This window comes from Rhodococcus sp. H36-A4 (assembly GCF_027158005.1).
Lineage (GTDB): Bacteria > Actinomycetota > Actinomycetes > Mycobacteriales > Mycobacteriaceae > Rhodococcoides.
Genome location: NZ_JAPVLQ010000002.1, coordinates 544,501 through 568,109, shown reverse-complemented (window position 1 = coordinate 568,109; position 23,609 = coordinate 544,501). Strand labels below are relative to the sequence as shown.

The window sequence follows — 23,609 nt, the reverse complement described above, 5'->3', positions numbered from 1 at the left end:
CATCCGACCTAGAGAATGCAGTTGCCTGTTCCGACTGCGACCGGGCTCTCGAGGCTCTGCTCGAGCTCGTCGGATACTTCGGGTGCGGTGAGCACGAATCCGGTGTCGGGATCGTCGACGGCAGCACCGAAGACCAGCCCGAGGACCTGTCCGTCTTCCGCGACGAGTGGACCACCCGAATTGCCCTGCCGCACGCTGCCTCGCACGGTGTAGACCTGGCGTTGAACCGTTCCGGTTCGGTAGATATCCGGGCCCTTCAAGTTCAAAGTTTCTCTGATGCGGGCGGCGCTTGCCGTGTACGGCCCGCCGCCCGGGTATCCCAGGACCAGTGCACTGTCTCCGGCGACGGCCGGGTCGGGCGCGAAGTTCAACACCGGAGCGCGAAGACCCGGTACCCGCAGGATCGCCACATCTTCCTGGGGATCGAAGAGCACGACGTCGGCGTCGAACACCGTGCCCACCGAGTCGACGGTGACGCCTTCGGTGCCGGCGACGACATGCGCGTTGGTCATCACAAGCTCGGGGGCTACGACGAATCCGGAGCCCTCCAACGCCTTCTGACAGCTCGGAGCCAGGCCGCTGACCTTGAGGACGCTGGCGCGCAACTGATCCACCAGGGGGTTCGCCTGCAGCGCCGGGTCCGGGTCGGCTACTTCCGCTACCGGGGTTTTGCCGAACGGTCCGATGACGTCGGGAAGACCCGAGGTGTCGAGCAGCGCCGAGAATTCCTTGGGTACTTCACGAAGCCACTGTGGGGCCACTTCGTCGACCTTGCCCAACACCTTGGAGCCACGAACCGCGCCGGCAACTTCGGGCTGCGAGGAGGACGTCAACGGGATAGCGAGCAACCATGCGGCAGCGAGAACGGCCATGGCTTGCAGGCCGGCGCCGACGACGCTGTCGACCGAGCGAGCGCCGCGCGAATGAATTCCACTGCGCAACGCACGGCCGAGCACCATTCCCGATACCTCACCGACGATCACCAACACCACGATCAGCGCGATTCCGACGAATACTCGCATGCGAGCGCCGTCGACGTGCAACAGAACATGCGGCGCGATCAGAATCCCCGCGACGGCACCGAGCACGACACCGAGAAATGCCAACGCCGACGCCACTGCACCTTGTCGCCATCCCGACATCGCTGCCAGCAGCGCCACCGCGAGGACGACGAGATCTACCCATCCGGACCCGCTCACTGATCGAGCCCCGCTCCTACAGCCGCCAAGCTGGCCTCCAGATCACGAATGTCGCCGGTGTCCCACTCCGTCTCCCAGCCGGACACTGCGAGCAGGCCCGCCAGAATACCGCCGGTGAATCCCCACACCAGCATTCCGTCGACGGCGAATGCCGGACCCTGATAGCCCGCCGGGTGGCGGACCTGGAAACGGTTGTCGGGATCGAGTAGTGCGCGGATCGGTACCCGAACCACTCGGGCGGACTCGCCGGTGTCGACAACGCGGACTTCGCTCGGCCTTCGCCAGTAAGCAAGCACTGGGACGACGTCGAATCGTGACGGCGGGACGTAGATGCCCGGCATCGTCGCGAGCGGTTGCACACCTGCAGGATCCAAACCGGTTTCTTCTTCGGCTTCACGCAGAGCTGTTGCGACCGGTGACATGTCGCCGGGGTCCGTGGCGCCACCGGGGAACGCGATCTGTCCGCTGTGCTGGCGCAGCGTCGACGCGCGCTGGGTCAGCAGCACATCCGCGTCGGCGGGGAGTCCGCCCCGCGAGGTGTGGTCCGGCTCGGGCGAGCCACCGAACAGTACGAGGACCGATGCCGGACGCGTCGACTCACCGGCCGCGGCAGTGCGCTGCAATACCGGGTTGATGCCTGTCGTGTCCAGCAATCCGCGTTCACCGCCGACCGCCTCGACGACACCGCGAAGCCACTCCGGGGCGCTCATCGCGCGAGTCCGAGATCGTTCTCGACTGCATCTGCTATCTCTTCGACACTTCGAAACGGTTGCGGCAGCACCTTGGCGACATTGCCATCCGCGTCGATCAGAATCGATACCGGGAGGACGGGGGGAGCGCCGACGGCTGCTGCTATGCGGCCGGCTTCGTCCTGGACACCGGGCAGCGATACGCCGTAGTCGGCGAGCTTGGCGAGGCCGTTGCCTTCGTTGCGGTCCTGGTGCACGGTCAGCACGGTCAGGCGGTCGGCCACACTGTCGGCGTACTGCTGAAGATAAGGGAGTTCCTCAGCGCACGGCCCACACCAGTACGCCCACAGATTGATCAAGGCGGGCTTACCTGCCAGTGCTTGGCCGACGTCGATGCTGCTGCCGTCCGAGACACACTCGAGCACGATCCCCGTCAACGGGCCTGCCGGTGCGGGTGATCCTGGATCGGGAGTCGGGCAGGGCTCCAACTGTGCCCGTTCGCGAAGCGAGGCGAGGCCTTCGATGGAATCGACGGAACCACCAGATGAGCCCGCGGTGGGCCCTTGGCCCGTAGCGAGGCCACCGATCGGCGGTTGCAAACCCGGGTTCGTATCGCGCGGCCACAGGGCATAGATCATCCCGACGACGACGATCAGTGCCAGCAGCGACCAGCGCAGTGCAGATTTGTTCACGGTGTGATTCCGGCGAGCGCGAGGAGATGTTCGGTCTCCGGACCCTTGACCAGAGCCGCGGCCTGCGTCTTGTCCACCGGACCGATTCCGTAGGACGGGCAGTCCTTGGCCAGAATGCACACCCCGCAGGCCGGCTTCCGGGCGTGGCAAACGCGGCGTCCATGAAAGATCACCCGGTGCGAGAGCAAAGTCCATTCCTTGCGCTCGATGAGTTCACCGACGGCGTGTTCGATCTTGACCGGGTCTTCCAAGTCAGTCCATTGCCAGCGTCGAACGAGTCGAGCGAAGTGGGTATCGACGGTGATGCCGGGGACGTCGAATGCGTTTCCGAGGACCACATTGGCCGTCTTACGACCGATGCCGGGAAGGGTCACCAGGTCCTTCAGATTGGCAGGCACTTCCCCGTCGAATCGCTCGAGCAGTGCGGCTCCGAGGCCGATCAGTGAGTTCGTCTTGTTGCGGTAGAAGCCGGTAGTGCGGATGTACTCCTCCAATTCCGTTCTGTCCGCTTCGGCGTAGTCGCGCGCAGTGCGATATCTCACGAATAAAGCAGGCGTGACGAGATTTACGCGCTTGTCGGTGCACTGGGCCGACAGGATCGTAGCCACGGCAAGTTCGAGGGGGGTCGTGAAGTCGAGTTCGCAGTACACATGCGGAAACGCCCTCCCCAGCTCCCGATTCATCCGGCGGGCGCGCCTGACGAGCCCAAGTCTTGTCTCTTCGCGTTTACGCACGTCGAAGGCCTTCGAGGCTGTCGAATCCACTCCACAACTGTACGGACAAGAATCGGCATCTAATTCGCCCTGTGTTCTTATCGAGACTTTTTCGGTGTTAACTTCCCCGTATGCATGGACTCGCCGTAGTGCTTTTTCCAGTACTCCTAATGCTCTTCTCGCTCGCTATGGAGCGCGTCGAAGGCAAGCTGAGCAAGCTGGCGGTTCGTGAGCACGACGTCGAGGAGTTTCTCGATCAGGCCAGTAGTTCCGAGGTGGCAACGCTCGCAAACGACGGCTTCCCCAACGCTCTCGCCAAACTCAACAACCGCAAGAGCCGCCCCCATGTGGTGAAGGATGCCGGCGCATTGGTGGACCAGCGCGCAAGCTGAGCGGTACGTAACGTCCGGCATGCCCGTTTCGAGATGAAGATCCGGTGAACTACCCCTGGTCCGTTCATTCTCTTCGAGGGTTCCGTGGCGCCGATCACTCGATATCGGACTCGGCGAAGTAGACTTCACCGAGATTCTTGTCATGTTCAATTATTGGTGTGGCGTTGCTGGCCTTCGGGTACGCAACCTGCGCCGTGTAAAAACGCCTTGTCGATCCGGAAACCTGTATCGACGACATCCCAAAAGGAGCGCAAGTGGACGACGTCCTGGCACGGGCCGGCATCTTCCAAGGAGTCGAACCCTCTGCGGTAGCAGCGCTGACCAAGCAGTTGCAGCCAGTCGATTTCCCCCGAGGACACGTGGTCTTCAACGAGGGCGAGCCTGGTGATCGGCTGTACATCATCGTTTCCGGCAAGATCAAGCTCGGCCGCCGCTCCCCGGACGGCCGCGAGAACCTGCTGACCATCATGGGTCCGTCGGACATGTTCGGTGAGCTCTCGATCTTCGACCCTGGCCCGCGTACGTCCACGGCGACGACGGTCACCGAAGTCCGTGCCGTCAGCATGGACCGCGACGCTCTGAAAGCGTGGATCGATCAGCGTCCGGAGATTGCCGAGCAGCTTCTTCGCGTGCTGGCCCGTCGACTCCGTCGCACCAACAACAACCTCGCGGACCTCATCTTCACCGATGTGCCCGGACGCGTCGCCAAAGCGCTACTTCAGCTCGCTCAGCGATTCGGAACCCAGGAAGCCGGGTCTCTTCGTGTCACCCATGACCTGACGCAGGAAGAGATCGCCCAGCTCGTCGGCGCCTCACGTGAGACCGTCAACAAGGCATTGGCCGATTTCGCGCACCGCGGATGGCTGCGCCTCGAAGGCAAGAGCGTGCTGATCTCGGACTCCGAGCGCCTCGCTCGCCGAGCACGCTAGAACCGCACAGCTCGCTGGAAAATCTGCTAGCTATCGCGTAGGTACGCCAGCTGTGTTTTGACGGACATGCGGGCGGCAGGCCACAGCTTCTTGTCCACGTCCGAGTAGACATGCTTGACCACCTGCATCGGCTTCGCATCGGCACCAAGTTCGTGCAGTGCTGCACGAACTTGGTCCAGCCGTTCGAGTCTGTGCTTTCGGTAGAACCTCACTGCCTCGGGGAAGTCGGCGATCTCGGCGCCGTGCCCAGGCAGGGCTACCTTGCCCTCACCCACTTCTTCGAGACGGTCGAGCGAGGCCAGGTAGTCGGCGAGGGTGCCGTCTTTCGGATCGAGCACCGTAGTTCCGCGTCCCAGAATGGTGTCACCGGTCAGGACCGCGTCATCGAGGACGAAGCACAACGAATCGGCTGTGTGCCCCGGTGTCGCCAGCACCGAGATGGACAGGCCGGCCGCGACGATCACCTCTCCGTCGGTCAACGGAGAGGTGTCGCCATGGACGTACTTGGACTCGAAGGCTCGGATCGGCGCGCCACTCTTCCGGTGAAACCTCTTCAGCCCTGCCGTGTGGTCCCGATGCCGGTGCGTGACAAGCGCGAGAACCACGTTGCCCGCCCCGGCAACCGCGTCGAGATGCTCGGAGTCCTTCGGACCGGGGTCGACGACGACGCAGTCCCGGCTGCCAGGCGCGCGGAGAATCCACGTATTGGTGCCATCGAGCGTCATCTTGCCCGGATTGTCGGCGAGCAACACAGCAGCTGTGTCGGTCACCTGTCGTAGCTTTCCGTAGGCGGGGTGAGCAAGGGTCATAGACGTACCTTAGGACGAAGAGATGAAGTGGCACGAGGATCTTTGCCTCGCGGCGTCTAGGCCTCGGGTGTGAGCTCGACGATGAGCTCGACCTCGACTGCTGCACCCAGAGGCAACTCGGCTACACCGACCGCAGAGCGCGCATGCACGCCTGCATCCCCGAAGATTTCACCGAGCAGGTTCGACGCCCCGTTCATTACCGGAGGTTGGCCGGTGAAGCCCGCCGCCGACGCAACGAAGCCGACAACTTTGACTACGCGCGCGATGCGATCGATCCCGACGAGCGAGTGGATCGCTGCCAGCGCGTTGAGTGCGCACGTCCGCGCTGCTGCTGTGGCGTCCTCCGGAGAGACCTCCGCACCGACCTTGCCGATGCAGGTCAGCTTGCCGTCTACCATCGGGAGCTGACCGGAGGTGTAGACGTACATTCCCGTCCGAACCGCCGGCACGTACGCGGCCAACGGCGGGACGACGGCGGGCAGTTCGATGCCCAGTTCGGCCAGTCTCGCGGACCAGTCGGCCATACCGATCAGGCCTTCGGGCGCTTGAAGTACGCCACGAGCGAGTCCCCGCCATTGGGACCCGACATGATGGTCACGAGCTCCCAGCCCTCGGAACCGTAGTTGTCCAGAATCTGCTTCGTGGCGTGAATCAGAACCGGTGCGGTGAAGTATTCCCAGATAATCTTTTCGCTCATACCGACGAGCCTAGTCGGCATCGAGGATGCGGTGGTGCCCCATCCGGCATAGGTGACGGACCACGTCACAGCCGGAGACGGTGGGCTCGGCCGTGTTCTCGGGAGCCAATGAGTGATTCCTCTATATGGTCGTGCTGTGGGAACTTCCAGTTTGTCAGCTTGGCCGGACAAGGCCGCGGCCGCTCGCTTGCACTTCGTGTCCGGCAAAGGCGGCACCGGTAAGTCGACGGTGGCCGCCGCTCTTGCACTGTCACTCGCAGCGGGCGGTCGACGCGTACTGCTGGTGGAGGTCGAGGGTAGGCAGGGCATCGCACAACTCTTCGACGTGCCCCCGCTACCGCCCGTCGAAACCCGCGTCGCTTCGGCTGAAGGAGGCGGTGAGGTCTTCGCCCTCGCCATCGACATCGAGACGGCATTTCTCGAATATCTCGACATGTTCTACAACCTCGGCTTCGCCGGCCGAGCGATGCGCAAGATCGGCGCCATAGAGTTCGCGACGACCATCGCACCCGGTCTACGTGACGTTCTCCTCACCGGCAAGGTGAAGGAGTGCGTAGTCAGAACGGACAGGGCCGGAAACCGCGCGTACGACGAGGTCGTCGTCGATTCACCGCCGACCGGGCGCATCGGCAATTTTCTCGACGTGACCAAAGCGATGGCAGATTTGGCCAAGGGCGGCCCGGTCCGATCGCAGAGCGAAGGCGTTGTCCGCCTGCTGCATTCGGCAGAGACCGTCGTCCATCTCGTGACACTGCTCGAGGCTCTTCCGGTGCAGGAAACTGCCGATGCCGTCCGGGAACTCGAGGCCGCAGATCTGAGACTGGGAACCGTCATCGTCAACCGAACGGAGCCGACCTTCCTTCCGCCGGAAGCACTCGCGGACGCAGCCGATGGCGTCATCGACGCCGAGCTGATCCAGCAGGGACTGAAGCGATCTGGAATAGCATTGTCCGACAGTGACTTTGCCGGGCTTCTCACGGAAACGATCGAACATGCTTCGACCCTTGCGGCGCAGGTGGAGAGCGGAAGCCAACTCGACGAGCTGGACACGGCACGAATGCATCTGCCGATGCTCGGCGGGGGAATCGACCTCGGCGGACTGTACGAACTAGCAGCCAAGCTCACAGAACAGGGTGTCAAATGAGCTCTCCCGCAACGGATGTCCTCGACGTCTCCAGAATCCTCCTCGAGAACTCCTCACGCATCGTGGTGGTGTGTGGCGCCGGCGGAGTCGGCAAGACGACCACGGCAGCAGCGATGGCCCTTCGCGCGGCCGAGCAGGGCAGGAAGGTCGTGGTGCTCACCATCGATCCAGCCAAACGACTCGCGCAGGCCCTCGGTGTCGGCGAACTCGACAACACTCCGCAGCCGGTAACACTCGCGGCGGGCGCCACGGGCGAACTGCACGCAATGATGCTGAATATGCGTCGAACATTCGACGAGATGGTCATCGAGCACTCGACGCCGGAAAAAGCGGAACAGGTGTTGGCCAACCCTTTCTACCAAACTGTCGCATCCTCGTTCTCCGGCACGCAGGAATACATGGCGATGGAGAAACTAGGGCAGCTCGCGGCCGATTCGACGTGGGATCTCATCGTCGTCGACACTCCGCCGTCGCGCAACGCTCTCGACTTCCTCGACGCCCCGCAGCGCCTCGGATCGTTCCTGGACGGTCGATTCATCCGCCTACTGATGGCGCCCGGTCGAGGATTGACGAGGATCGTCACCAGCGCGATGGGTTTGGCGTTGAGAGGAGTCTCGACGGTCATCGGGAGCCAGATGCTCAACGATGCGTCGGCGTTCGTTCAATCACTGGATTCGATGTTCGGCGGATTCAGGGAACGCGCGACACTCACCTACCAATTGCTGCGTGAGAGCGGGACAAGCTTCGTGGTCGTCGCTGTGGCCGAGCCCGACGCGTTGCGTGAGGCTGCGTTCTTCGTGGATCGCCTCAGCAGCGAGGGAATGCCGTTGGCGGGGCTGATCCTCAATCGAACCCATCCGACCCTGTCGGCGTTGCCCGCCGATCATGCCGCCACGGCCGCCGACCAGCTGGACGATGACGACGACGCCTCAGCTGTTCTGACCGCTGCAGTGCTGCGAATCCACGCGGCTCGCGCGGTGACCGCCACGCGCGAGCTCCGACTGCTCCGCCGCTTCACAGCGGCTCATCCCCGGGTCCCCATCGTCGGGGTCCCGTCCCTGCCCTTCGAAGTCTCGGACCTTCATGCCCTACGCGCTGTGGCCGACCAACTCACCGGAACCACGTAGCGCACAACACGACGAGAGAGCCGCCTCAGATGGCTGCTTGTGTCTGTCGTTGACTTTCGAAGAACTCGGACCACGAGTCGACCTCGGGATGCTGCTTGAGCAGCGCGCGTCGCTGACGCTCCGTCATCCCGCCCCACACCCCGAACTCGACGCGATTGTCCAGCGCATCTGCGCCGCACTGCATCAACACTGGGCAGTGCCTGCATATCGTTGCGGCCTTGCGCTGCGCTGCCCCCCTCACGAATAGCTGGTCCGGGTCCATGCCCGAGCACCTTGCCTGCGCCACCCACGCAATACGCGCTTCGGCTTCTTCCACATCGAGCCGCGTCGGCGCTGCTGTCATGTTCATGTGCGGATCCCCTTTGCAGTTCGAACATCCTCGCTGGACGTTCCACAAGCTCTTTCGACCTCGAACTTCACCTCGAAGCACATCGACCTAGGAGCTGCCCCACATTCATATACAAGTGTTATGTGAATCACACCGTGCTCACAATTTAGGTAAAATGCGCCACGAACGCAAGACGGGCGGGGGAACTTTCTGGTACGCCCGTCTCTACCTGCGGCTCAGCGAAAACCCGAAGAGCCGCGGCGCAGATCGAAGCCCGCGAACGGGCACAAGTCGAGCCCGCAGATCCGTGTCCACTGGGAGAGCCGGCGTCGTCCACGTACGCTGTGCCTGTGTCAGTTGGAAAAACCGTGGCGAAGCTCGCCGGATGTTCAGCCCTTGCGGGTGCGTTGTTGGCCGGCGTCATGTTTCCGCTGGCAGGCGGGTTCGGATACGCATCCAACCGTGCGGCCGATACCGTCGACAATGTTTCGGCCGAATTGGTCGAGGGGTCCGTCCCTGCGGTCTCGACGATGGTCGACAGTGCAGGCAACCCCATTGCGTGGTTGTACGAGCAGCGCAGATTCGAAGTGCCGAGCGAGAAGATCTCGAACGAGATGAAACTCGCTATCGTCTCGATCGAGGACAAACGGTTCGCCGAACACAAGGGCGTCGACTGGCAGGGAACGCTGCGCGCGTTTCTGACCAACACGAGCAGCGGTCAGGTCGAGCAGGGCGCGTCGACTCTGGATCAGCAGTACGTCAAGAACTATCACCTGCTCGTCGTGGCCAAGACCGACGCCGAGCGTCGGGCAGCTATCGAGACGACGCCCGCTCGCAAGATCCGCGAGATCCGGATGGCGCTCACCCTCGACAAAGAGCTGACGAAGGACGAGATCCTCACCCGCTATCTGAACCTCGTCCCGTTCGGTAACTCGTCGTTCGGGATTCAGGACGCCGCACAGACCTATTTCGGCATCGACGCCAGCGAGCTCGACGCCAGGCAGTCGGCCATGCTCGCGGGCATGGTGCAGTCGAGTTCGGCGCTCAATCCGTATACCAACGAGCAGGGCGTCCTCGATCGGCGCAACACCGTCCTGGACACGATGATCCAGAACATCCCAGAACGCGCCACGGAGTTCCAGGCCGCGAGGACCGAGCCGCTCGGTGTGCTCCCCGAACCGCAAATCCTCCCCCGCGGGTGCATTGCTGCCGGCGACCGCGGGTTCTTCTGCGACTACGCGCTGCAATATCTTGCCAATGCAGGTATCAGCCGAGAGCAGATCGACCAGGGTGGATATTTGATCAAGACCACCCTCGATCCCGTCGTGCAGAACTCGACCAAAGCCTCGCTGGTGGCCAATACCAGACCGACCCTCGACGGTGTCGCGACCGTCATGAATGTCATCGCACCCGGCCAGGATGCCCATCGCATCCTGGCAATGGGCAGCAGCCGAACGTACGGTCTCGATTCCGGCGCAGACGAAACGGTGCAGCCGCAGCCGTATTCGCTCGTCGGACACGGCGCAGGATCCATCTTCAAGGTGTTCACGACAGCCGCCGCCATGGAGCGCGGCCTCGGCACCAGCGCAACCCTGCAGGTTCCCAGACGCGCCGAGGTCCGAGGCATGGGCGACGGCGGCGCAAAGGGTTGCCCCGCAAACACGTATTGCGTCGAGAACGTCGGTGACTACCCTGCGTCACTCTCGGTTACCGATGCACTGGCGAAGTCTCCGAACACGGCGTTCGTCAAGTTGATCGAGTCCGTCGGAGTGACGCCGACGGTCGACATGGCGGTGCGCCTGGGCCTACGGTCCTACGCTGCACCGAGCACATCCGGCTTCGACGAGCGGAGTATGGCCGACTTCCAGAAAAACCAGAATCTCGGCTCCTTCACGCTCGGACCCACCTGGGTCAATCCACTCGAGTTGTCGAATGTGGCGGCAACCCTCGCGTCTTCGGGCAAGTGGTGCCCACCGACACCGATCGATTCGGTGTTCGACCGTAAGGGCAAGCAAGTACCTGTGACGCAGCAGGCATGTGAGCAGGTCGTCGAGCCCGGCTTGGCCAACACCCTGTCCAATGCGATGAGCAAGGACGACCAGCCCGGTGGCACATCCGCATCCGCTGCAGGATCGGTGGGTTGGACCTTGCCGATGTCCGGGAAGACGGGCACAACCGAGTCGCACATGTCCTCGGGCTTCATCGGTTACACCAACAATTACGCCGCCGCGGTATACACCTACGGAGACTCCCCGAGCCCCGGTGAAATCTGCTCGTTCCCGTTGCGCCCGTGTGGCGACGGAAACCTGTTCGGCGGCAACGAGCCGGCTCGTACCTGGTACGAGGCCGTCAACCCGGTCGCCAACAATTTCGGACCGGTCTCGCTGCCTGCCGTCGACCAGAAATACGTTCGTGGATCCGCCAACGGTCAGGTTCCCGACGTGACCGGCTCGACCCAGTCGTCCGCGACCGCGACCCTGCAGGCCGCAGGTTTTCAGGTAACCGTTGTAAGCACGTCCGACACTGCGGCACGAGGAACGGTCACCGGAATGTCTCCTTCGGGGTCGGCTGTACCGGGTGCGATGATCACGATCTACGTGAGCGACGGATCCGTTCGACAGGCGCCACCGGCTCCTGCCGTTCCGTCGCTTCCCAACATCGAGATACCCCCGATCCCGCCCATCGAGATTCCGGCCATACCCGGGATCACGGTCCCACGCTAGGTCGGAATCCATCGCACGAAGTACGCCCACGGCGTGGGTGTACTTCGTGCGGCTTCCCAGCGATCGAGATTACAAGCGGTCCTTGACCGCCTTGGAGATCCGAGTTCCGTCGGCCTTCCCCTTGGCGAGTTCGGTCGCGACTTTCATGACCTGACCCATCTGCCGAATCCCGGGACGCTCGCCCAATTGCTCGGCGACCTGAGCAAGAGCGGTGTCCGCAATATCGGCCAGTTCGGCGTCGGTCAATGGCGTCGGCAGGTATTCGTCGATGATCTGCGCCTCGGCATGTTCGGTCGCCGCTAACTCACCTCGGCCGTTCTGGGTGTAGATCTCTGCGGATTCACCGCGCTTCTTCGATTCCTTGGCAAGAATCTTGATTACCTGGTCGTCGGTGAGATCGTGGGCTTGTTTGCCGGATACTTCCTCGGTTTGAATCGCGGCAAGGAGCATGCGGATGGTCGCGGTTCGAAGTTTGTCTCTGGCCTTCATGGAGGTGGTCAGGTCGGTTCGCAGCTGGGACTTCAGTTCGGACATGTATCAGAACGCTACGCGGGCACTGCCGTGGCCCGCACGTCGATTGCACCACCTGACGTATCGTGGAAGACGTGTCCGTGAAAATCACTACATCGGCCCGACTCCTCGCAGCAGCAGAACGTACTCGCGCCGCTGCCTCGGAGGCCCCCATCAGAAGCGCAGCGATTGCGACAGCCGGCGCGGCGGCACTGGGTATCGGTTATGCGACTCTCGTCGAACGTAATGCCTTCACATTGCGGGAGACGTCGATGGCAGTGCTGGAACCTGGTTCGTCTTCGCTTCGGGTGCTGCACATCAGCGATCTGCACATGATGCCCGGCCAGCGTTCGAAGCAGAATTGGCTCCGCGAACTCGACAGCCTGGAACCGGATCTGGTGGTCAACACCGGGGACAACCTGTCGCATCAACGCTCGGTGCCTGCCGTCGTTCAAGCTCTCGGTCCCTTGTTGTCCCGGCCCGGGCTGTTCGTCTTCGGCAGCAACGACTACTTTGCGCCCAAGCCGAAGAATCCACTGCTGTACTTCAAGAAAGAGCACAAGAAGGTACTCGGTGAAGCATTGCCGTGGCGTGATCTGCGGGCAGCCTTCTCCGAACGCGGTTGGCACGACGTGACGCATGTGCGCAGAGAACTCGAAGTCGCGGGCGTACGCATCGCCTCGGCCGGGGTCGACGACCCTCATCTGAAGCGCGACAGGTACGACACCATCGCCGGCCAACCGAATCCCCTCGCTGACCTTCGGCTGGGAATCACGCACTCCCCCGAGCCACGCGTGCTGGATCGTTTCGCCGACGACGGGTACGACTTGGTCCTTGCCGGACACACGCACGGCGGGCAGATCTGCCTACCGTTCTACGGTGCCCTCGTCACCAACTGCGAGCTCGATCGGTCTCGGGTGAAGGGTCCGTCGAAATGGGGCGCACATACCCAGCTGCACGTCTCGGCGGGTGTCGGCACGTCTCCCTATGCCCCGGCCCGGTTCTGCTGCAGGCCCGAGGCGACACTGCTGACGCTGACCCCTGCCCCGCGTCAAGGACCTCGCGAAGGGTCGAACGAGGGCGTTTCGCGTTCAGAGGCAGTCGTAAGCTAGACTCTCCGAGGCGGTACACGGGGTGTGGCGCAGCTTGGTAGCGCGCTTCGTTCGGGACGAAGAGGTCGTGGGTTCGAATCCCGCCACCCCGACAAAGTATCGGCGAATCACAAAAGTCCTGGCCTTTCCACAAGGCCAGGACTTTTGCGTTCTCGACTCAGTTCGCAGCAGCGCGCAGCTTCTCCAACAGCGGACCTGCGGCCTCGGCGAGGAATCGTTCCTGGGTTTCGTCGCCTACCTGCACCAGTGCGATGTCGGTGAAACCCGCCTCCCAGTACGGTTTGACGGACTCGACGATCGCATCGAGGTCCGGTCCGCAAGGAATTGTTTCGGCCACATCTTCTTTGCGAACGAATTGCGTCGCTCCAGCGAACCCGGCCGTTGTCGGGAGGTCCGCATTGACCGCCCAGCCGCCGGCGAACCAGCGAAAGCGGTCGTGCGCGCGGTCGATTGCCGCATCCTTGTCCGGATCCCAGGAGATCGGAATCTGACCGATGGTGCGTGAGCGTCCCGAGTGCTTCTCGGTCCATTGCTTCACCAGGCCGCCATTGGGTTCGACGGCGATCAAATGGTCACCGTAGGGAGCGAATCTCTCGATGGACTTTTCTCCCGAAACGGCGATTCCGATCGGTATGCCGCCGTCGGGCATATCCCAGATCTTGGCGGAGTCGACTCGAAAGTGCTTACCCTCGTAGGTGATCAACTTGCCTGTGTGAAGTTGCGCGATGATCTCCAACGCTTCGACGAACATGTCCTGACGCTTGTCGATCGATGGCCATCCCTGACCGACGACGTGCTCGTTGAGATTCTCCCCGCTGCCGAGTCCGAGCGTGAATCTGCCGTCGGCGAGTATTTGCATGGTCGCGGCTTTCTGTGCGACGACGGCAGGGTGGTAGCGAATGATCGGACACGTCACGTAGGTCATGATCTCGACGCGCTGGGTCGCGTGCGCGACGGCGCCGAGTGTGGTCCAGACATAAGGCGCGTGGCCCATCGAGGACAGCCAGGGCGAGTAGTGGTCGCTGGCGACCTCGAAGTCGAAGCCGACTTTCTCGGCGCCGACCGCATACTTCACAAGTTCTTTGGGACCGCTCTGCTCGGTCATCAATGTGTAGCCGAAGTTGGTCATCGGTTTCTCCTAGATGGTTGCGCAGTCGTGACTCCGGAAGACTGACCCAGAATTTCTATATCGCCCAGCACTTTTCATCGCTCCCCTATCGTTTCGTGGTGGCATCGAGCGAGCGTGCGATGGTCAGTGCCGCGTTCACGAGCGCCAGATGACTCAATCCCTGCGGGAAGTTACCCAGGAAGGAGCCATCCGATGCGTCGATCATTTCGCTGTACTGGCCGACGTCGTTGGACATGGAAACCAGCTCGTCCATCAGGTCCATCGCTTCGTCGTCACGGCCGACGCGGGAGAGTGCGGACACTCTCCAGAAGGCGCAGGCAACGAACGTTGCTTCTTCTGCGTCGACCCCGGTGTAGCGGTAGAGCAGTGGTCCGGCGCCGAGTTCGGCACCGAGTGCATCGATGGTCGAGGACATGCGTTCTCCGCGATCGAAGTTCATCTCCGCCGCCAGCAGTACCGACGCATCGAGCCCTTCTGCGCCTGGATAAGCCATGTAGGACTGCCGCTCGTCCGACCAGCATTTCTCTTCGATGTACGCCCTGATTCGCTCTCGCTCGGCTCTCCACCTGTCGGGGATGCCGGGGATCTGGCCGTCCTCGGCGAGGTAGACAGCGCAGTCGAGTGCCTGCCAGCATCCGAGCTTCGAGCTCGTGAAATGCTGCTCGTCCTCGAGTTCCCAGATTCCCGCATCTCGCTGCTGCCAGGAATCGCACGTTTGGTCTGCGATCGTCGCGAGGAGTCGACCAGTGGAAGCATCGAGCACATTGCCTGCATCGACGTACAACCGAATAATCGAGAAGAGATCTCCGAAGATGCTCAGCTGCAGTTGATCTGCTGCCCGATTACCGTTCACGACGGGCCCGATGCCACGCCAACCCGGCACGTCGGGTTGTTCGGTTCCGCCAGGTAATTCACCACCGAGGGTGTAGAAGACATTGACCAGGGGACCGTTTGCCCGGATGACTTTCAGTAGCCACGCAACGGCGGCGTGTACTTCTTCGCGCAGCCCGAACCGAATCAAAGCTCTGAGTGTGTATGCGGTGTCACGAACCCACGCGTAGCGGTAGTCCCAGTTCTTACCTCCCGCAGGATTCTCCGGCAACGACGTGGTTGCTGCGGCAGCAATGGCACCGGAAGGGCTATGAATCAACAACTTCAGCGCGAGTGCACTCCGAGCCACGTGTGCCGCCCATGGGCCGTCGAACTGGAATTTTTCGGTCCACGCACGCCAGTTCGCGATGGTTCTGTCGACACCTTCGTCGACCTCCCGTGGGTCCGGGATGTGCAGTGGTTCGTTTTCGGTGCCGGCCAGTCCTACGAGGTGCCGCGATCCAGCACTCGTGGTGAAGACGCCGTGGATGTTCTGTTCTTCGACGGTCACGTCGTCGGCCTCGAGGGTTCGTACGGCCAGCGTCACTCCGTCGACACGAAGAACGGTCCCGTGGGAAGTGTCGTAGGCCCATGGCGATGCTTTGCCCATCATCGTTCCCGGCGCGACCCGCCACTCCATGTCGACCACACCTTCGACACCGTCTATTCGACGGGCCAGTTCCAGCCACGGCAATCGACCCGCCACTCCGGTGTTGAGTGAATCGGTTTCTCGCACCGACCCGGTTGCGGTTCGGTAGGTGGAGGTCGAAACGTTTGTGCCTTCGACGAATTCACGTTCGACTGTAAACGGCTCAGCCGGTGACAGTTCGAATCTTCCGCCATGCTCGGCATCGAGAAGTGCCGCAAACGTCGGCGGCGAATCGAGATTGGGAATGGGCAACCAATCGATCCGGCCGTCCATTGCGATCAGGGCTACCGTTCGCCCGTCGCCGATGGCGGCATAGTTCTCGATTGCGGTGTATCCGTGCTCACGACTCATGGTGCGGTCAGCCTTGCCTCGAAGAACGCCTTGGACCAGGCGTCGACGTGGATGTAGTTCGAGTCGACGAGTGTGCCGTCGATGTCGAACAGCACCGCAGTTGAACCTTGGCCACTCGAAGGTTCGCTCATGCCACCGTCGTACCCGACGCCTACGGCCACGAAACACGGAAGAGGGCCCCTCGGCATGCGAGGGGCCCTCTTTCGTAGCGTTGGGGCGTTTAGCCGACCTGTGCCTGCCACATCCAGTGGAGCTGCTCGAGTCGTGCGGTGATCGCGATCAGCAGATCCTGGGTGACCGGGTCGGCCGCCTCGGTGTCGGCGATGCGACCGCGCAGGCGATCGATCACAGCGGTGAGGTTATCCACCACTGCGGCGATGACCTGCTCGTCCTTGGTCCAGCCGTCACCGATTCCTTTGGTCCCCGCCGTCGCCGAAACCGTGGCAGAGCGGCCGTCCGGGCTGACCCCGATCGCGGTGGCGCGCTCGGCCGACGAATCGGTGAACTCGCGCGCTGCGGCCACGAGTTCGTCCAGAGCGAGGTGGACCGAACGGAAGTTCTTTCCGATGACGTTCCAGTGGGCCTGCTTGGCGATCAAGGACAAGTCGATCAGGTCCACGACGGTGCCCTGTAGCGCGTCGCCTGCGATCTTCTGCTGTCCGGCGTCGAGTGAACTGGTAATGGGGTTGCTCATGATGTGCCTCCTTTATGAGATTCGGCGGGAAAGAACGACCGTTGGGACGCTCGAACGTTCAGTCGGGTGACTAGACCTTTGCGGCCTCGTCGCCAGGAGCGGTCGGTGACTGGCTCGTCGTCGGCTCGGTGTCGGACTGACCTGCACGGACGCCTTCTTCGACCTTCTTGCCGAGTTCTGGGTCCACGTTCGACCAGTACTGGAAGACTCGAACCAGGACTTCCTCGGTCACGCCGTTGAGCGCATGTCCGACGATGTTTCCTACCAAGCGCTCCCGCGCCGCATCATCCATGACCTCGCGGTACAGCGTCCCTGGCTGAACGAAGTCACCGTCCTCGGGATGCTCGATATAACCGGTGCGCACGAACCGTGGCTCGAAGTCCCACGATCCGTCGTCGCCGTACGTATTCGTGTCTGCCTTCGGTCCGCCGTACGAGTTCGGTGCGTACACAGGTGTGTCGGCGGAATTGAACGAGTACCGCATCGACCCGTCCTTGGAGTACGAATTGACCGGAACCTTCGGTGCATTGACGGGCAGCTGCGCGTAGTTGGCGCCGATCCGGTAGCGGTGTGCATCGGCGTAGGAGAAGACCCGGCCGAGCAGCATCTTGTCCGGGCTGAACCCGATGCCGGGAACGATGTTCGACGGCTCGAAGGAGCTCTGCTCGATCTGAGCGTGGAAGTTCTCCGGGTTGCGATCGAGAGTCATCTTGCCGACCTCGATCAGCGGGTAATCCTTCTGCGACCAGATCTTGGTGAGGTCGAACGGGTTGAACTTGTAGTCTTCTGCCTCGTTGTACGGCATGATCTGCACCTTGAGCGTCCAGCTGGGGAAGTCACCCTTCTTGATGGAGCCGAACAGATCCTGACGGTGATGATCGGGCGAGGTTCCGGCAAGTTCGTCAGCCTTGGCCTGCGTCAAGAATTCGATGCCCTGGTCGGTCTTGAAGTGGAACTTCACCCAGTTGCGCTCACCGGCCTCGTTGATCAGCTGATAGGTGTGCGAACCGAATCCGTCCATGTGGCGGAAAGACTTCGGGATACCGCGGTCTCCCATGAGCCACGTAACCTGATGCGCGGTCTCGGGAGAGAGTGTCCAGAAATCCCACTGCATATTGTTGTCGCGCAATCCGGAGTCCGGCATGCGCTTCTGGCTCCGAATGAAGTCCTGGAACTTCATCGGGTCCCTCATGAAGAAGACCGGGGTGTTGTTGCCCACGAGGTCCCAGTTGCCTTCCTCGGTATAGAACTTGAGCGAGAATCCCCGCGGATCGCGCCAGGTGTCAGGGCTACCCTGCTCGCCCGCCACCGTGGAGAAGCGTGCCAACATTTCGGTCTTGGCGCCGGGCTGGAGAACCTTGGCCTTCGTGAATTTGCTTATGTCACCGGTGATTTCGAGTTCACCGAATGCACCTGCTCCCTTGGCGTGGACGACACGCTCCGGGACACGTTCGCGGTTGAACTGCGCCATCTTCTCGATGAGGTAATGGTCATGTAGCAGGATCGGACCCTGCGTGCCTGCAGTGAGCGAATGCTCGTCGCTGGCTACCGGAATTCCAGCGTTACTGGTGGTCGGCTTGGTCATATGCGCAGCCTCCTAAGTTGATGGGTGGTCGCCTGCCGAGGGGCTGACTCGGAAGGCTTGGTTCGACGCCGCCTGCGTTGGGATGGCGTTTCGAGCGGATGCAGCCGAAGGTTGCGTGTTCGAAACCACATGCGAATCGTGTGTCGATGCGCAGTCGGAGCAGAGCCCCCAGAACACGATTTCGGCTTCCTCGACGACGAATCCATGAGACTCCGACGGCTCGAGGCATGGCGGTCGACCGACGACGCAATCGACGTCGACCACTGTTGTGCATACGCGGCAGACCAGGTGATGGTGATTGTCGCCGGTTCTGCTTTCGTACAGCGCAGACGAACCTGCGGGTTCGATCCGCCGGAGAAGTCCGGCACCCACGCAGGCACGAAGAACGTCGTACACCGCCTGCGTGGACACCGAGCCGATGCGGGATCGCACCACTGCTGCTACCTCATCTGCATCCGAATGCGGTTGGGCTGCAACCGCATTCAGAACCGCCACTCGTGGCGCCGTGACTCGCAGACCCACCGAGCGCAATTGCGCGGTGGGTTCGAGAGTTGCGTCGTTCAGTGGCATGCATTCGAGTATGCCCCTTTTCTGGAATTAGTCAAGAAAAGGGAGGCTAACTACACCTGAACACCGCTGAGCAGGGACGACGGCCCGGTCTCCATACGGCCGGAGACGATCTGCAACCCAAAATGGGTGCCGGGGGAAACCCACTCGCCCAAACTCGGACCCGACGCATCGACCTGGACCCGCGCCAGCCGAGCCTTACCCGTCAACCGCGCAGTCGCCAGAAGCGAACCCTCCTCCGACGGCTGTGCGAACCCGAGCGCGCCCTTGATGGGGAAGCTCGGACCGATACCTTTCGCCGATGTGCGCACAGACCAACCGTCTCCCGACGACCCTTCACCTGACACCCCTGCACCCGATACCGAAGCGTCGGCAAGTACGTCGCCGCCGAAGTCCGCGAGAACTTTGGGTAGATGCCAATGGGTACGGCCACCGTGCACCGACGTCTCGGAGTCCACGGCGATGAACGGAACCGATATTCGTGGCATCGGACCCATTCCACGGCCCGGGCGCCGCAACACCGGACTGGCGAGAACCTCGCGGTACGGCCCGACCGGTGAGTTCAGGTAGTCGATGGCCATCACCACCGTGATCGGAATCGTCCGACTACTCAGTAGCGCACGCCCGGCGGGCCGAGCCCGATGCCACCAGATGGTGGCTTTCACTTCGGCGGGCCACGGCGGCGGCGGACTTTCCGGCCACTCGGTTCTCGCCGATTGGGATTCGGTCACGCTCCACATGTCGTACCTCCGAGAGCTTCGACCGAAACGACGGTCAACGGCAATCGCAGTGCGCCAGGAGCAGCGGCAGGTACAACCGGGTTTCTCGGTGACGTCGGGAGGACCTCGCGGTATCCGCTTCCCAGTTCTGGACGTCGGTCCGGCTCGCCTTTGTTCGGCCACAACGCCATAGCTCGTTCGGCCTGGGCAGTAATGGTGAGCGACGGGTTGACACCGAGGTTCGCGCTGACGGCCGACCCGTCCACGACGTGGAGACCAACGTGTCCGTAGACACGGTGATAGGCGTCGACGACGCCCGTGTCGGCCGAGTCTCCGATAGCGCATCCGCCGAGAAAGTGGGCAGTCATCGGGATGTTGACGATCTCGGCCATCGACCCGCCCGGGTCGCCGCCGATCTTGTCTGCAAGCAGCCTGATTGCCTCGTGCCCCTGCGGGATCCACTGCGGTGGCGGATCGCCGGCGCCGGGCCTGCTCGTGAGCCGTCTGCCGAAGAAACCCTTCGCCGATCCCAGCTCGAGCGAGTTGTCGTCGGTCTGCATCACCAGCGCGATCACCGTCCGCTCCGACCAGTGGCGGACCGAAAGGCTGCGGAACGCCGCTCCCGGATGGCGTAGCGCCACGCCGAGCGTTTTCAGAATACGAGGCGTTCTACCTCCGCCGTCGCTGAGCACGGTCTGCAACAGCCCGATCGCGTTGCTGCCCTTGCCATATCGAACAGGTTCGATATGCGTGTGGTCATCGGGATGGAACGAGGAGGTGATCGCGACGCCTTCGGTGTAGTCGACCTCGCGGCCACGTGCGGTCGCGGCAAGCACGGCCTCGGAATTGGTCCGCACCAGTGAGCCGATCCTGTTCGACAGATTCGGCAGTCCAGCAGTGTCCTTCATCGCCAACATCAGCTTTTGGGTCCCGTAGGTACCGGCTGCGAAGACCACTTGGTCGGCCGTCAGCACGGTGACGGTTCGGCGAAGCTTGCCACCGGTCCTGCGTGTGGAAACCTCGTATCCGCCGCCTGCCGCGGGCCGCACGGCCGTGACCGTCGTCAGCGGAAGTACCTGTGCACCAGCTTTTTCTGCTAGGTACAGGTAGTTCTTGACAAGAGTGTTCTTGGCCCCGACCCGGCAACCCGTCATGCACGATCCGCACTCGGTACATCCGGTGCGCGTTGGCCCGACGCCACCGAAGAACGGATCCTCCGACTCCTGCCCTGGCGCTCCGAAGAAGACACCGACCGGCGTGCTGGTGAAGGTGTCACCGACTCCCATGTCCTCGGCCACTTCCTTCATGACTTTGTCGGAGGGAGTGATGGTCGGGTTCGTCTCCACGCCCAACATCCGTTTGGCCTGGTCGTAGTACGGCGCGAGTTCCCGATGCCAGTCGGTGATGTGCCCCCATTGCGGATCCTCGAAGAATCGGCGCGGGGGTTGGTACAGAGTGTTGGCATAGTTGAGTGAGCCGCCGCCCACACCTGCGCCCGCCATCACGAGGACATCGGGAAGTAAATGGATTCTTTGCACGCCGTAGCAACCTATAGCGGGCGCCCACAAGTACTTTCGAAGCCGCCAACTGGTCTTCGGTAGTTCGTCGTCGGTGAAGCGTCGGCCGGATTCGAGTACTCCGACGCGGTATCCCTTCTCCACTGCGCGCAAGGCCGCCACGCTACCGCCGAACCCTGATCCGATGACGAGGACGTCGAAATCACTCATACCCGAACACCTTTCCGTGCTGCCGTACTCACATAGTCCGCAGTGTCGAAGGTCCGAGTCGAGTTTCGGAAGGTGAAGGTGTAGGTCGGCCACATCACCGGATTGCGGCCTTCCGCATCCAGATACCAACTCGAGCATCCACCCGAATTCCACACCGTTCCTGCCAACGAGTCGTGAATCCACGAATTATATTGCCGCTGAACTGCTTCGGTGACCTCGACGCTGGCGATCCCGCCCTCACGCATCTGTTCGAGTGCGGAGGCGAGGTAGTTCGCCTGCGACTCGAGCATGTACACGATCGAACTGTGACCGAGGTTCGTATTGGGCCCGTACATGAGGAACAGGTTGGGGAACCCATGCACCGTGGTGCCGCGGAATGCGTTGGGGCTGCCGTCCCAATGCTCGGCGAGGGTGCGCCCGTCGAGGCCTGTCAGAGCGTGCGATACCGGAGGCTCCGTCGGGGTGAACCCCGTGGCGAAGATGATCGTGTCCACCGGGTAATGATTTCCCGACGCGTCGAGCACGGAATCGGCGGTGATTTCGGTCAGGCCGCTGGTCACGAGGTCGACGTCGGGCCGATCGAGAGTGGAGAGCCAATCGTTGGAGAGAAGCATTCTCTTGCAGCCGATCGTGAAGTCCGGAGTCAGCGCAGCTCGGGTCAGAGGGTTCTTCACCTGCCTGCGCAGATGAGCCTTGGCCACCACCGACACCGCCGGTAGCACCCAGGGGTTGTGCGCCAGCGCGGTGACGTAGAGCTCGCGGTAACTGTATATCGTTCCACGTACTGCCTTTTGGACAGCCGGGAACTTCCGATACAGCATGCGTTCGGCTTTACCGAGGGTGCGGTCCAGCCTGGGAACTACCCACGCGGGCGTTCGCTGAAATACCGTCAGCCGTTCGACGCGGTCGACGATCTCGGGAACGAACTGGACAGCGGACGCGCCGGTACCGATGACCGCTACGCGGCGACCAGTCAGATCCTGCCCGTGATCCCACGTCGCCGAGTGGAATACCGTGCCAGTGAACTTCTCCAGACCGGGTACGTCAGGAAACTTCGGGGTCGATAATGCACCGGTGGCGGCAACGAGGACGTCGGCGTGCACGATGCCCTTGCTCGTCTCTACGATCCAGATGTTCTGCGCCGCATCCCATCGTGCCGCATCGAGCGAACAGTCGGTGATGATCCTGCGACCCAGACCCGACTTGTCGACGACGCCGCGCAGGTAGCGGTAGATCTCAGGTTGACGCGCGAAGGTGTGCGACCACTCGGGGCTCGGTGCGAAGGAAAAGGAGTACAGCGAGGTCGGGACGTCGCAGGCGCATCCCGGATAGGTATTGTCACGCCAAGTTCCGCCGATGTCGTGTGCTCGTTCGATGACGAGAACGTCGGCGTCGGGGTCGTCCTGCAGGATGCGGGAGACCGCGGCGATACCGGCGAACCCGGCTCCCACAACAAGTACGTGCACCGATTTCGGCAACGCAGATTTTTCAAGAGGAGTGGATTCCTCGGCGAGGACCGATTCGGCTTTCGTCATGACTGGATCACCTTTGCCTCCCATACCGGGAGAAGTCGGGCCCGCAACTGGGCGTCGGCGTCGGAAGTACGAAATATCGACGACACCGCCAGTCCGCGAGCGAGTTCTACGCTCAGTTCGATGGATTCGGGCGACATCGTCTTACCCATGATTGCGGTGGCCCCGCCGGCAATGGCGTCGGCGACCTTGCGTTCCAGCGGGACCATTGCCTCGTGCAATATCGGGTCGGTTCGCGCAGCCACCCACAGTTCGAGGGCGGCGTAGAACAGCGGTCCGGAGAACGCTTCGCTGAGAAGTTCGACGCCCCGGGTGCCATCGGTATTCGCCGCGAGAATTTCGGCCAGCCGCTTGTCCACCAGATGTTCGACGGCGGCGATGAACAGCGATTCTTTGGTCGGGAAGTGGTGCAATTGCGCTCCGCGGGACACGCCTGCGCGACGGGCTATCTCTTGTGTGCTGGTCTTTGCGAAACCCTTTTCGACCAGGCAGTCGATTGCCGCGTCGAGCAATTTCGTCTGTGTACCGGCAGTGCGTTGTGCCTGCGTGCGCCGCTCTTGCGGCTGAGTGCTCTGGGTCACATGAGCGACTGTAGCTTGAAATCAAGAAACAGTCCAGACTGATTTTAAGTGTGGTGAGATCGCAGCCACGCACCTGCTCGCCGAGGCGGGTGCCCACACTCACCGCTACGTCGGCATTTTTACGTGGCGCACAGAGAGCGC

The 23,609-nt window shown here is 62.3% G+C and carries 25 protein-coding genes and 1 tRNA gene; 7 read left to right on the top strand and 19 right to left on the bottom strand.

Going from position 1 to position 23,609, the window contains the following annotated elements; genetic code table 11:
* Window positions 1-8: 8 nt before the first annotated feature.
* From O1W68_RS07590 to nth, 4 genes are read right to left on the bottom strand one after another with little or no spacing between them, the layout of a single operon-like run.
* Window positions 9-1,199, bottom strand: a complete 1,191-nt coding sequence (locus tag O1W68_RS07590) for a MarP family serine protease (RefSeq protein ID WP_269302345.1) — start codon at window positions 1,197-1,199, stop codon at window positions 9-11.
* Window positions 1,196-1,909, bottom strand: coding sequence for an NUDIX hydrolase (locus tag O1W68_RS07585; RefSeq protein ID WP_269302343.1), 714 nt, complete (start codon window positions 1,907-1,909; stop codon window positions 1,196-1,198). Before O1W68_RS07585 ends, O1W68_RS07590 begins: the two co-directional genes overlap by 4 nt.
* A complete protein-coding gene (locus O1W68_RS07580; protein ID WP_269302341.1) occupies window positions 1,906-2,580 on the bottom strand; it encodes a TlpA family protein disulfide reductase in 675 nt (224 codons plus the stop codon). The genes O1W68_RS07585 and O1W68_RS07580 overlap by 4 nt, the downstream gene beginning before the upstream one ends.
* Window positions 2,577-3,263, bottom strand: a complete 687-nt coding sequence (gene nth, locus O1W68_RS07575; RefSeq protein ID WP_256895513.1) for an endonuclease III — start codon at window positions 3,261-3,263, stop codon at window positions 2,577-2,579. The genes O1W68_RS07580 and nth overlap by 4 nt, the downstream gene beginning before the upstream one ends.
* Before the next feature lie 161 nt (window positions 3,264-3,424).
* Between nth and O1W68_RS07570 the strand changes: the two genes are divergently transcribed.
* Both O1W68_RS07570 and O1W68_RS07565 read left to right on the top strand, forming a co-directional pair.
* Window positions 3,425-3,685, top strand: a complete 261-nt coding sequence (locus O1W68_RS07570; RefSeq protein WP_269302340.1) for a hypothetical protein — start codon at window positions 3,425-3,427, stop codon at window positions 3,683-3,685.
* Between the two features lie 254 nt (window positions 3,686-3,939).
* Entirely contained in the window at window positions 3,940-4,614 is a 675-nt protein-coding gene (locus O1W68_RS07565; protein WP_019662947.1) for a Crp/Fnr family transcriptional regulator, read from the top strand.
* Window positions 4,615-4,640: 26 nt separating this feature from the next.
* Here the strand turns inward: O1W68_RS07565 and O1W68_RS07560 are convergent, their stop codons facing one another.
* Genes O1W68_RS07560 through O1W68_RS07550 form a run of 3 tightly spaced genes read right to left on the bottom strand, consistent with a single transcriptional unit; the run spans window position 4,641 to window position 6,120 of the window.
* Window positions 4,641-5,423 (bottom strand): MBL fold metallo-hydrolase, encoded by a 783-nt coding sequence (locus tag O1W68_RS07560; RefSeq protein ID WP_269302337.1) that lies wholly within the window; start codon window positions 5,421-5,423, stop codon window positions 4,641-4,643.
* A gap of 56 nt (window positions 5,424-5,479) precedes the next feature.
* Entirely contained in the window at window positions 5,480-5,947 is a 468-nt protein-coding gene (locus tag O1W68_RS07555) for a RidA family protein (protein ID WP_269302335.1), read from the bottom strand.
* Between the two features lie 5 nt (window positions 5,948-5,952).
* Entirely contained in the window at window positions 5,953-6,120 is a 168-nt protein-coding gene (locus O1W68_RS07550) for a DUF4177 domain-containing protein (protein ID WP_088944003.1), read from the bottom strand.
* A 136-nt stretch (window positions 6,121-6,256) separates the two neighbouring features.
* Between O1W68_RS07550 and O1W68_RS07545 the strand changes: the two genes are divergently transcribed.
* Both O1W68_RS07545 and O1W68_RS07540 read left to right on the top strand, forming a co-directional pair.
* Window positions 6,257-7,264 carry an ArsA family ATPase gene (locus O1W68_RS07545; RefSeq protein ID WP_269302330.1) on the top strand — a complete coding sequence of 336 codons (1,008 nt, stop codon included), beginning with the start codon at window positions 6,257-6,259 and terminating at the stop codon, window positions 7,262-7,264.
* Window positions 7,261-8,391 carry an ArsA family ATPase gene (locus O1W68_RS07540; RefSeq protein WP_269302328.1) on the top strand — a complete coding sequence of 377 codons (1,131 nt, stop codon included), beginning with the start codon at window positions 7,261-7,263 and terminating at the stop codon, window positions 8,389-8,391. The genes O1W68_RS07545 and O1W68_RS07540 overlap by 4 nt, the downstream gene beginning before the upstream one ends.
* Window positions 8,392-8,416: 25 nt before the next feature.
* Here the strand turns inward: O1W68_RS07540 and O1W68_RS07535 are convergent, their stop codons facing one another.
* Window positions 8,417-8,734 carry a WhiB family transcriptional regulator gene (locus O1W68_RS07535; RefSeq protein ID WP_247596322.1) on the bottom strand — a complete coding sequence of 106 codons (318 nt, stop codon included), beginning with the start codon at window positions 8,732-8,734 and terminating at the stop codon, window positions 8,417-8,419.
* A 353-nt stretch (window positions 8,735-9,087) separates the two neighbouring features.
* Here O1W68_RS07535 and O1W68_RS07530 point away from each other — a divergent pair, with 353 nt between their 5' ends.
* A complete protein-coding gene (locus O1W68_RS07530) occupies window positions 9,088-11,442 on the top strand; it encodes a penicillin-binding protein (protein ID WP_269302874.1) in 2,355 nt (784 codons plus the stop codon).
* A 69-nt stretch (window positions 11,443-11,511) separates the two neighbouring features.
* On the opposite strand, the gene O1W68_RS07525 is transcribed toward O1W68_RS07530, so the two are convergent.
* Window positions 11,512-11,976 (bottom strand): GatB/YqeY domain-containing protein, encoded by a 465-nt coding sequence (locus O1W68_RS07525; protein WP_084345641.1) that lies wholly within the window; start codon window positions 11,974-11,976, stop codon window positions 11,512-11,514.
* A 149-nt stretch (window positions 11,977-12,125) separates the two neighbouring features.
* Here O1W68_RS07525 and O1W68_RS07520 point away from each other — a divergent pair, with 149 nt between their 5' ends.
* Window positions 12,126-13,064: a metallophosphoesterase gene (locus tag O1W68_RS07520; protein ID WP_269302872.1), complete on the top strand. Its 939-nt coding sequence runs from the start codon at window positions 12,126-12,128 to the stop codon at window positions 13,062-13,064.
* A gap of 18 nt (window positions 13,065-13,082) precedes the next feature.
* Window positions 13,083-13,156: transfer RNA gene (locus O1W68_RS07515), tRNA-Pro, on the top strand.
* Window positions 13,157-13,221: 65 nt separating this feature from the next.
* Here the strand turns inward: O1W68_RS07515 and O1W68_RS07510 are convergent.
* From O1W68_RS07510 to O1W68_RS07465, 10 genes are all read right to left on the bottom strand, one after another.
* The gene (locus O1W68_RS07510; RefSeq protein WP_269302325.1) at window positions 13,222-14,193 is read right to left on the bottom strand and encodes an LLM class F420-dependent oxidoreductase; all 972 of its coding nucleotides are present in this window, start codon (window positions 14,191-14,193) and stop codon (window positions 13,222-13,224) included.
* 85 nt (window positions 14,194-14,278) lie between these two features.
* Entirely contained in the window at window positions 14,279-16,063 is a 1,785-nt protein-coding gene (locus tag O1W68_RS07505) for a glycoside hydrolase family 15 protein (RefSeq protein WP_269302323.1), read from the bottom strand.
* Window positions 16,060-16,194: a hypothetical protein gene (locus O1W68_RS07500; protein ID WP_269302902.1), complete on the bottom strand. Its 135-nt coding sequence runs from the start codon at window positions 16,192-16,194 to the stop codon at window positions 16,060-16,062. The genes O1W68_RS07505 and O1W68_RS07500 overlap by 4 nt, the downstream gene beginning before the upstream one ends.
* An 89-nt stretch (window positions 16,195-16,283) precedes the next feature.
* On the bottom strand, window positions 16,284-16,757 hold the full coding sequence (locus O1W68_RS07495) for a Dps family protein (RefSeq protein ID WP_269302321.1): 474 nt from the start codon (window positions 16,755-16,757) through the stop codon (window positions 16,284-16,286).
* 70 nt (window positions 16,758-16,827) lie between these two features.
* Window positions 16,828-18,342, bottom strand: coding sequence for a catalase (locus O1W68_RS07490; RefSeq protein WP_269302319.1), 1,515 nt, complete (start codon window positions 18,340-18,342; stop codon window positions 16,828-16,830).
* Between the two features lie 12 nt (window positions 18,343-18,354).
* Window positions 18,355-18,912 carry a Fur family transcriptional regulator gene (locus O1W68_RS07485; protein WP_442972296.1) on the bottom strand — a complete coding sequence of 186 codons (558 nt, stop codon included), beginning with the start codon at window positions 18,910-18,912 and terminating at the stop codon, window positions 18,355-18,357.
* A 50-nt stretch (window positions 18,913-18,962) separates the two neighbouring features.
* The gene (locus O1W68_RS07480; protein WP_269302317.1) at window positions 18,963-19,649 is read right to left on the bottom strand and encodes a hypothetical protein; all 687 of its coding nucleotides are present in this window, start codon (window positions 19,647-19,649) and stop codon (window positions 18,963-18,965) included.
* Window positions 19,637-21,355, bottom strand: a complete 1,719-nt coding sequence (locus tag O1W68_RS07475) for a GMC oxidoreductase (protein WP_269302315.1) — start codon at window positions 21,353-21,355, stop codon at window positions 19,637-19,639. Before O1W68_RS07475 ends, O1W68_RS07480 begins: the two co-directional genes overlap by 13 nt.
* The gene (locus O1W68_RS07470; RefSeq protein ID WP_269302313.1) at window positions 21,352-22,890 is read right to left on the bottom strand and encodes a flavin-containing monooxygenase; all 1,539 of its coding nucleotides are present in this window, start codon (window positions 22,888-22,890) and stop codon (window positions 21,352-21,354) included. Before O1W68_RS07470 ends, O1W68_RS07475 begins: the two co-directional genes overlap by 4 nt.
* On the bottom strand, window positions 22,887-23,468 hold the full coding sequence (locus tag O1W68_RS07465) for a TetR/AcrR family transcriptional regulator (RefSeq protein ID WP_269302311.1): 582 nt from the start codon (window positions 23,466-23,468) through the stop codon (window positions 22,887-22,889). The genes O1W68_RS07470 and O1W68_RS07465 overlap by 4 nt, the downstream gene beginning before the upstream one ends.
* Between the last annotated feature and the right edge of the window lie 141 nt (window positions 23,469-23,609).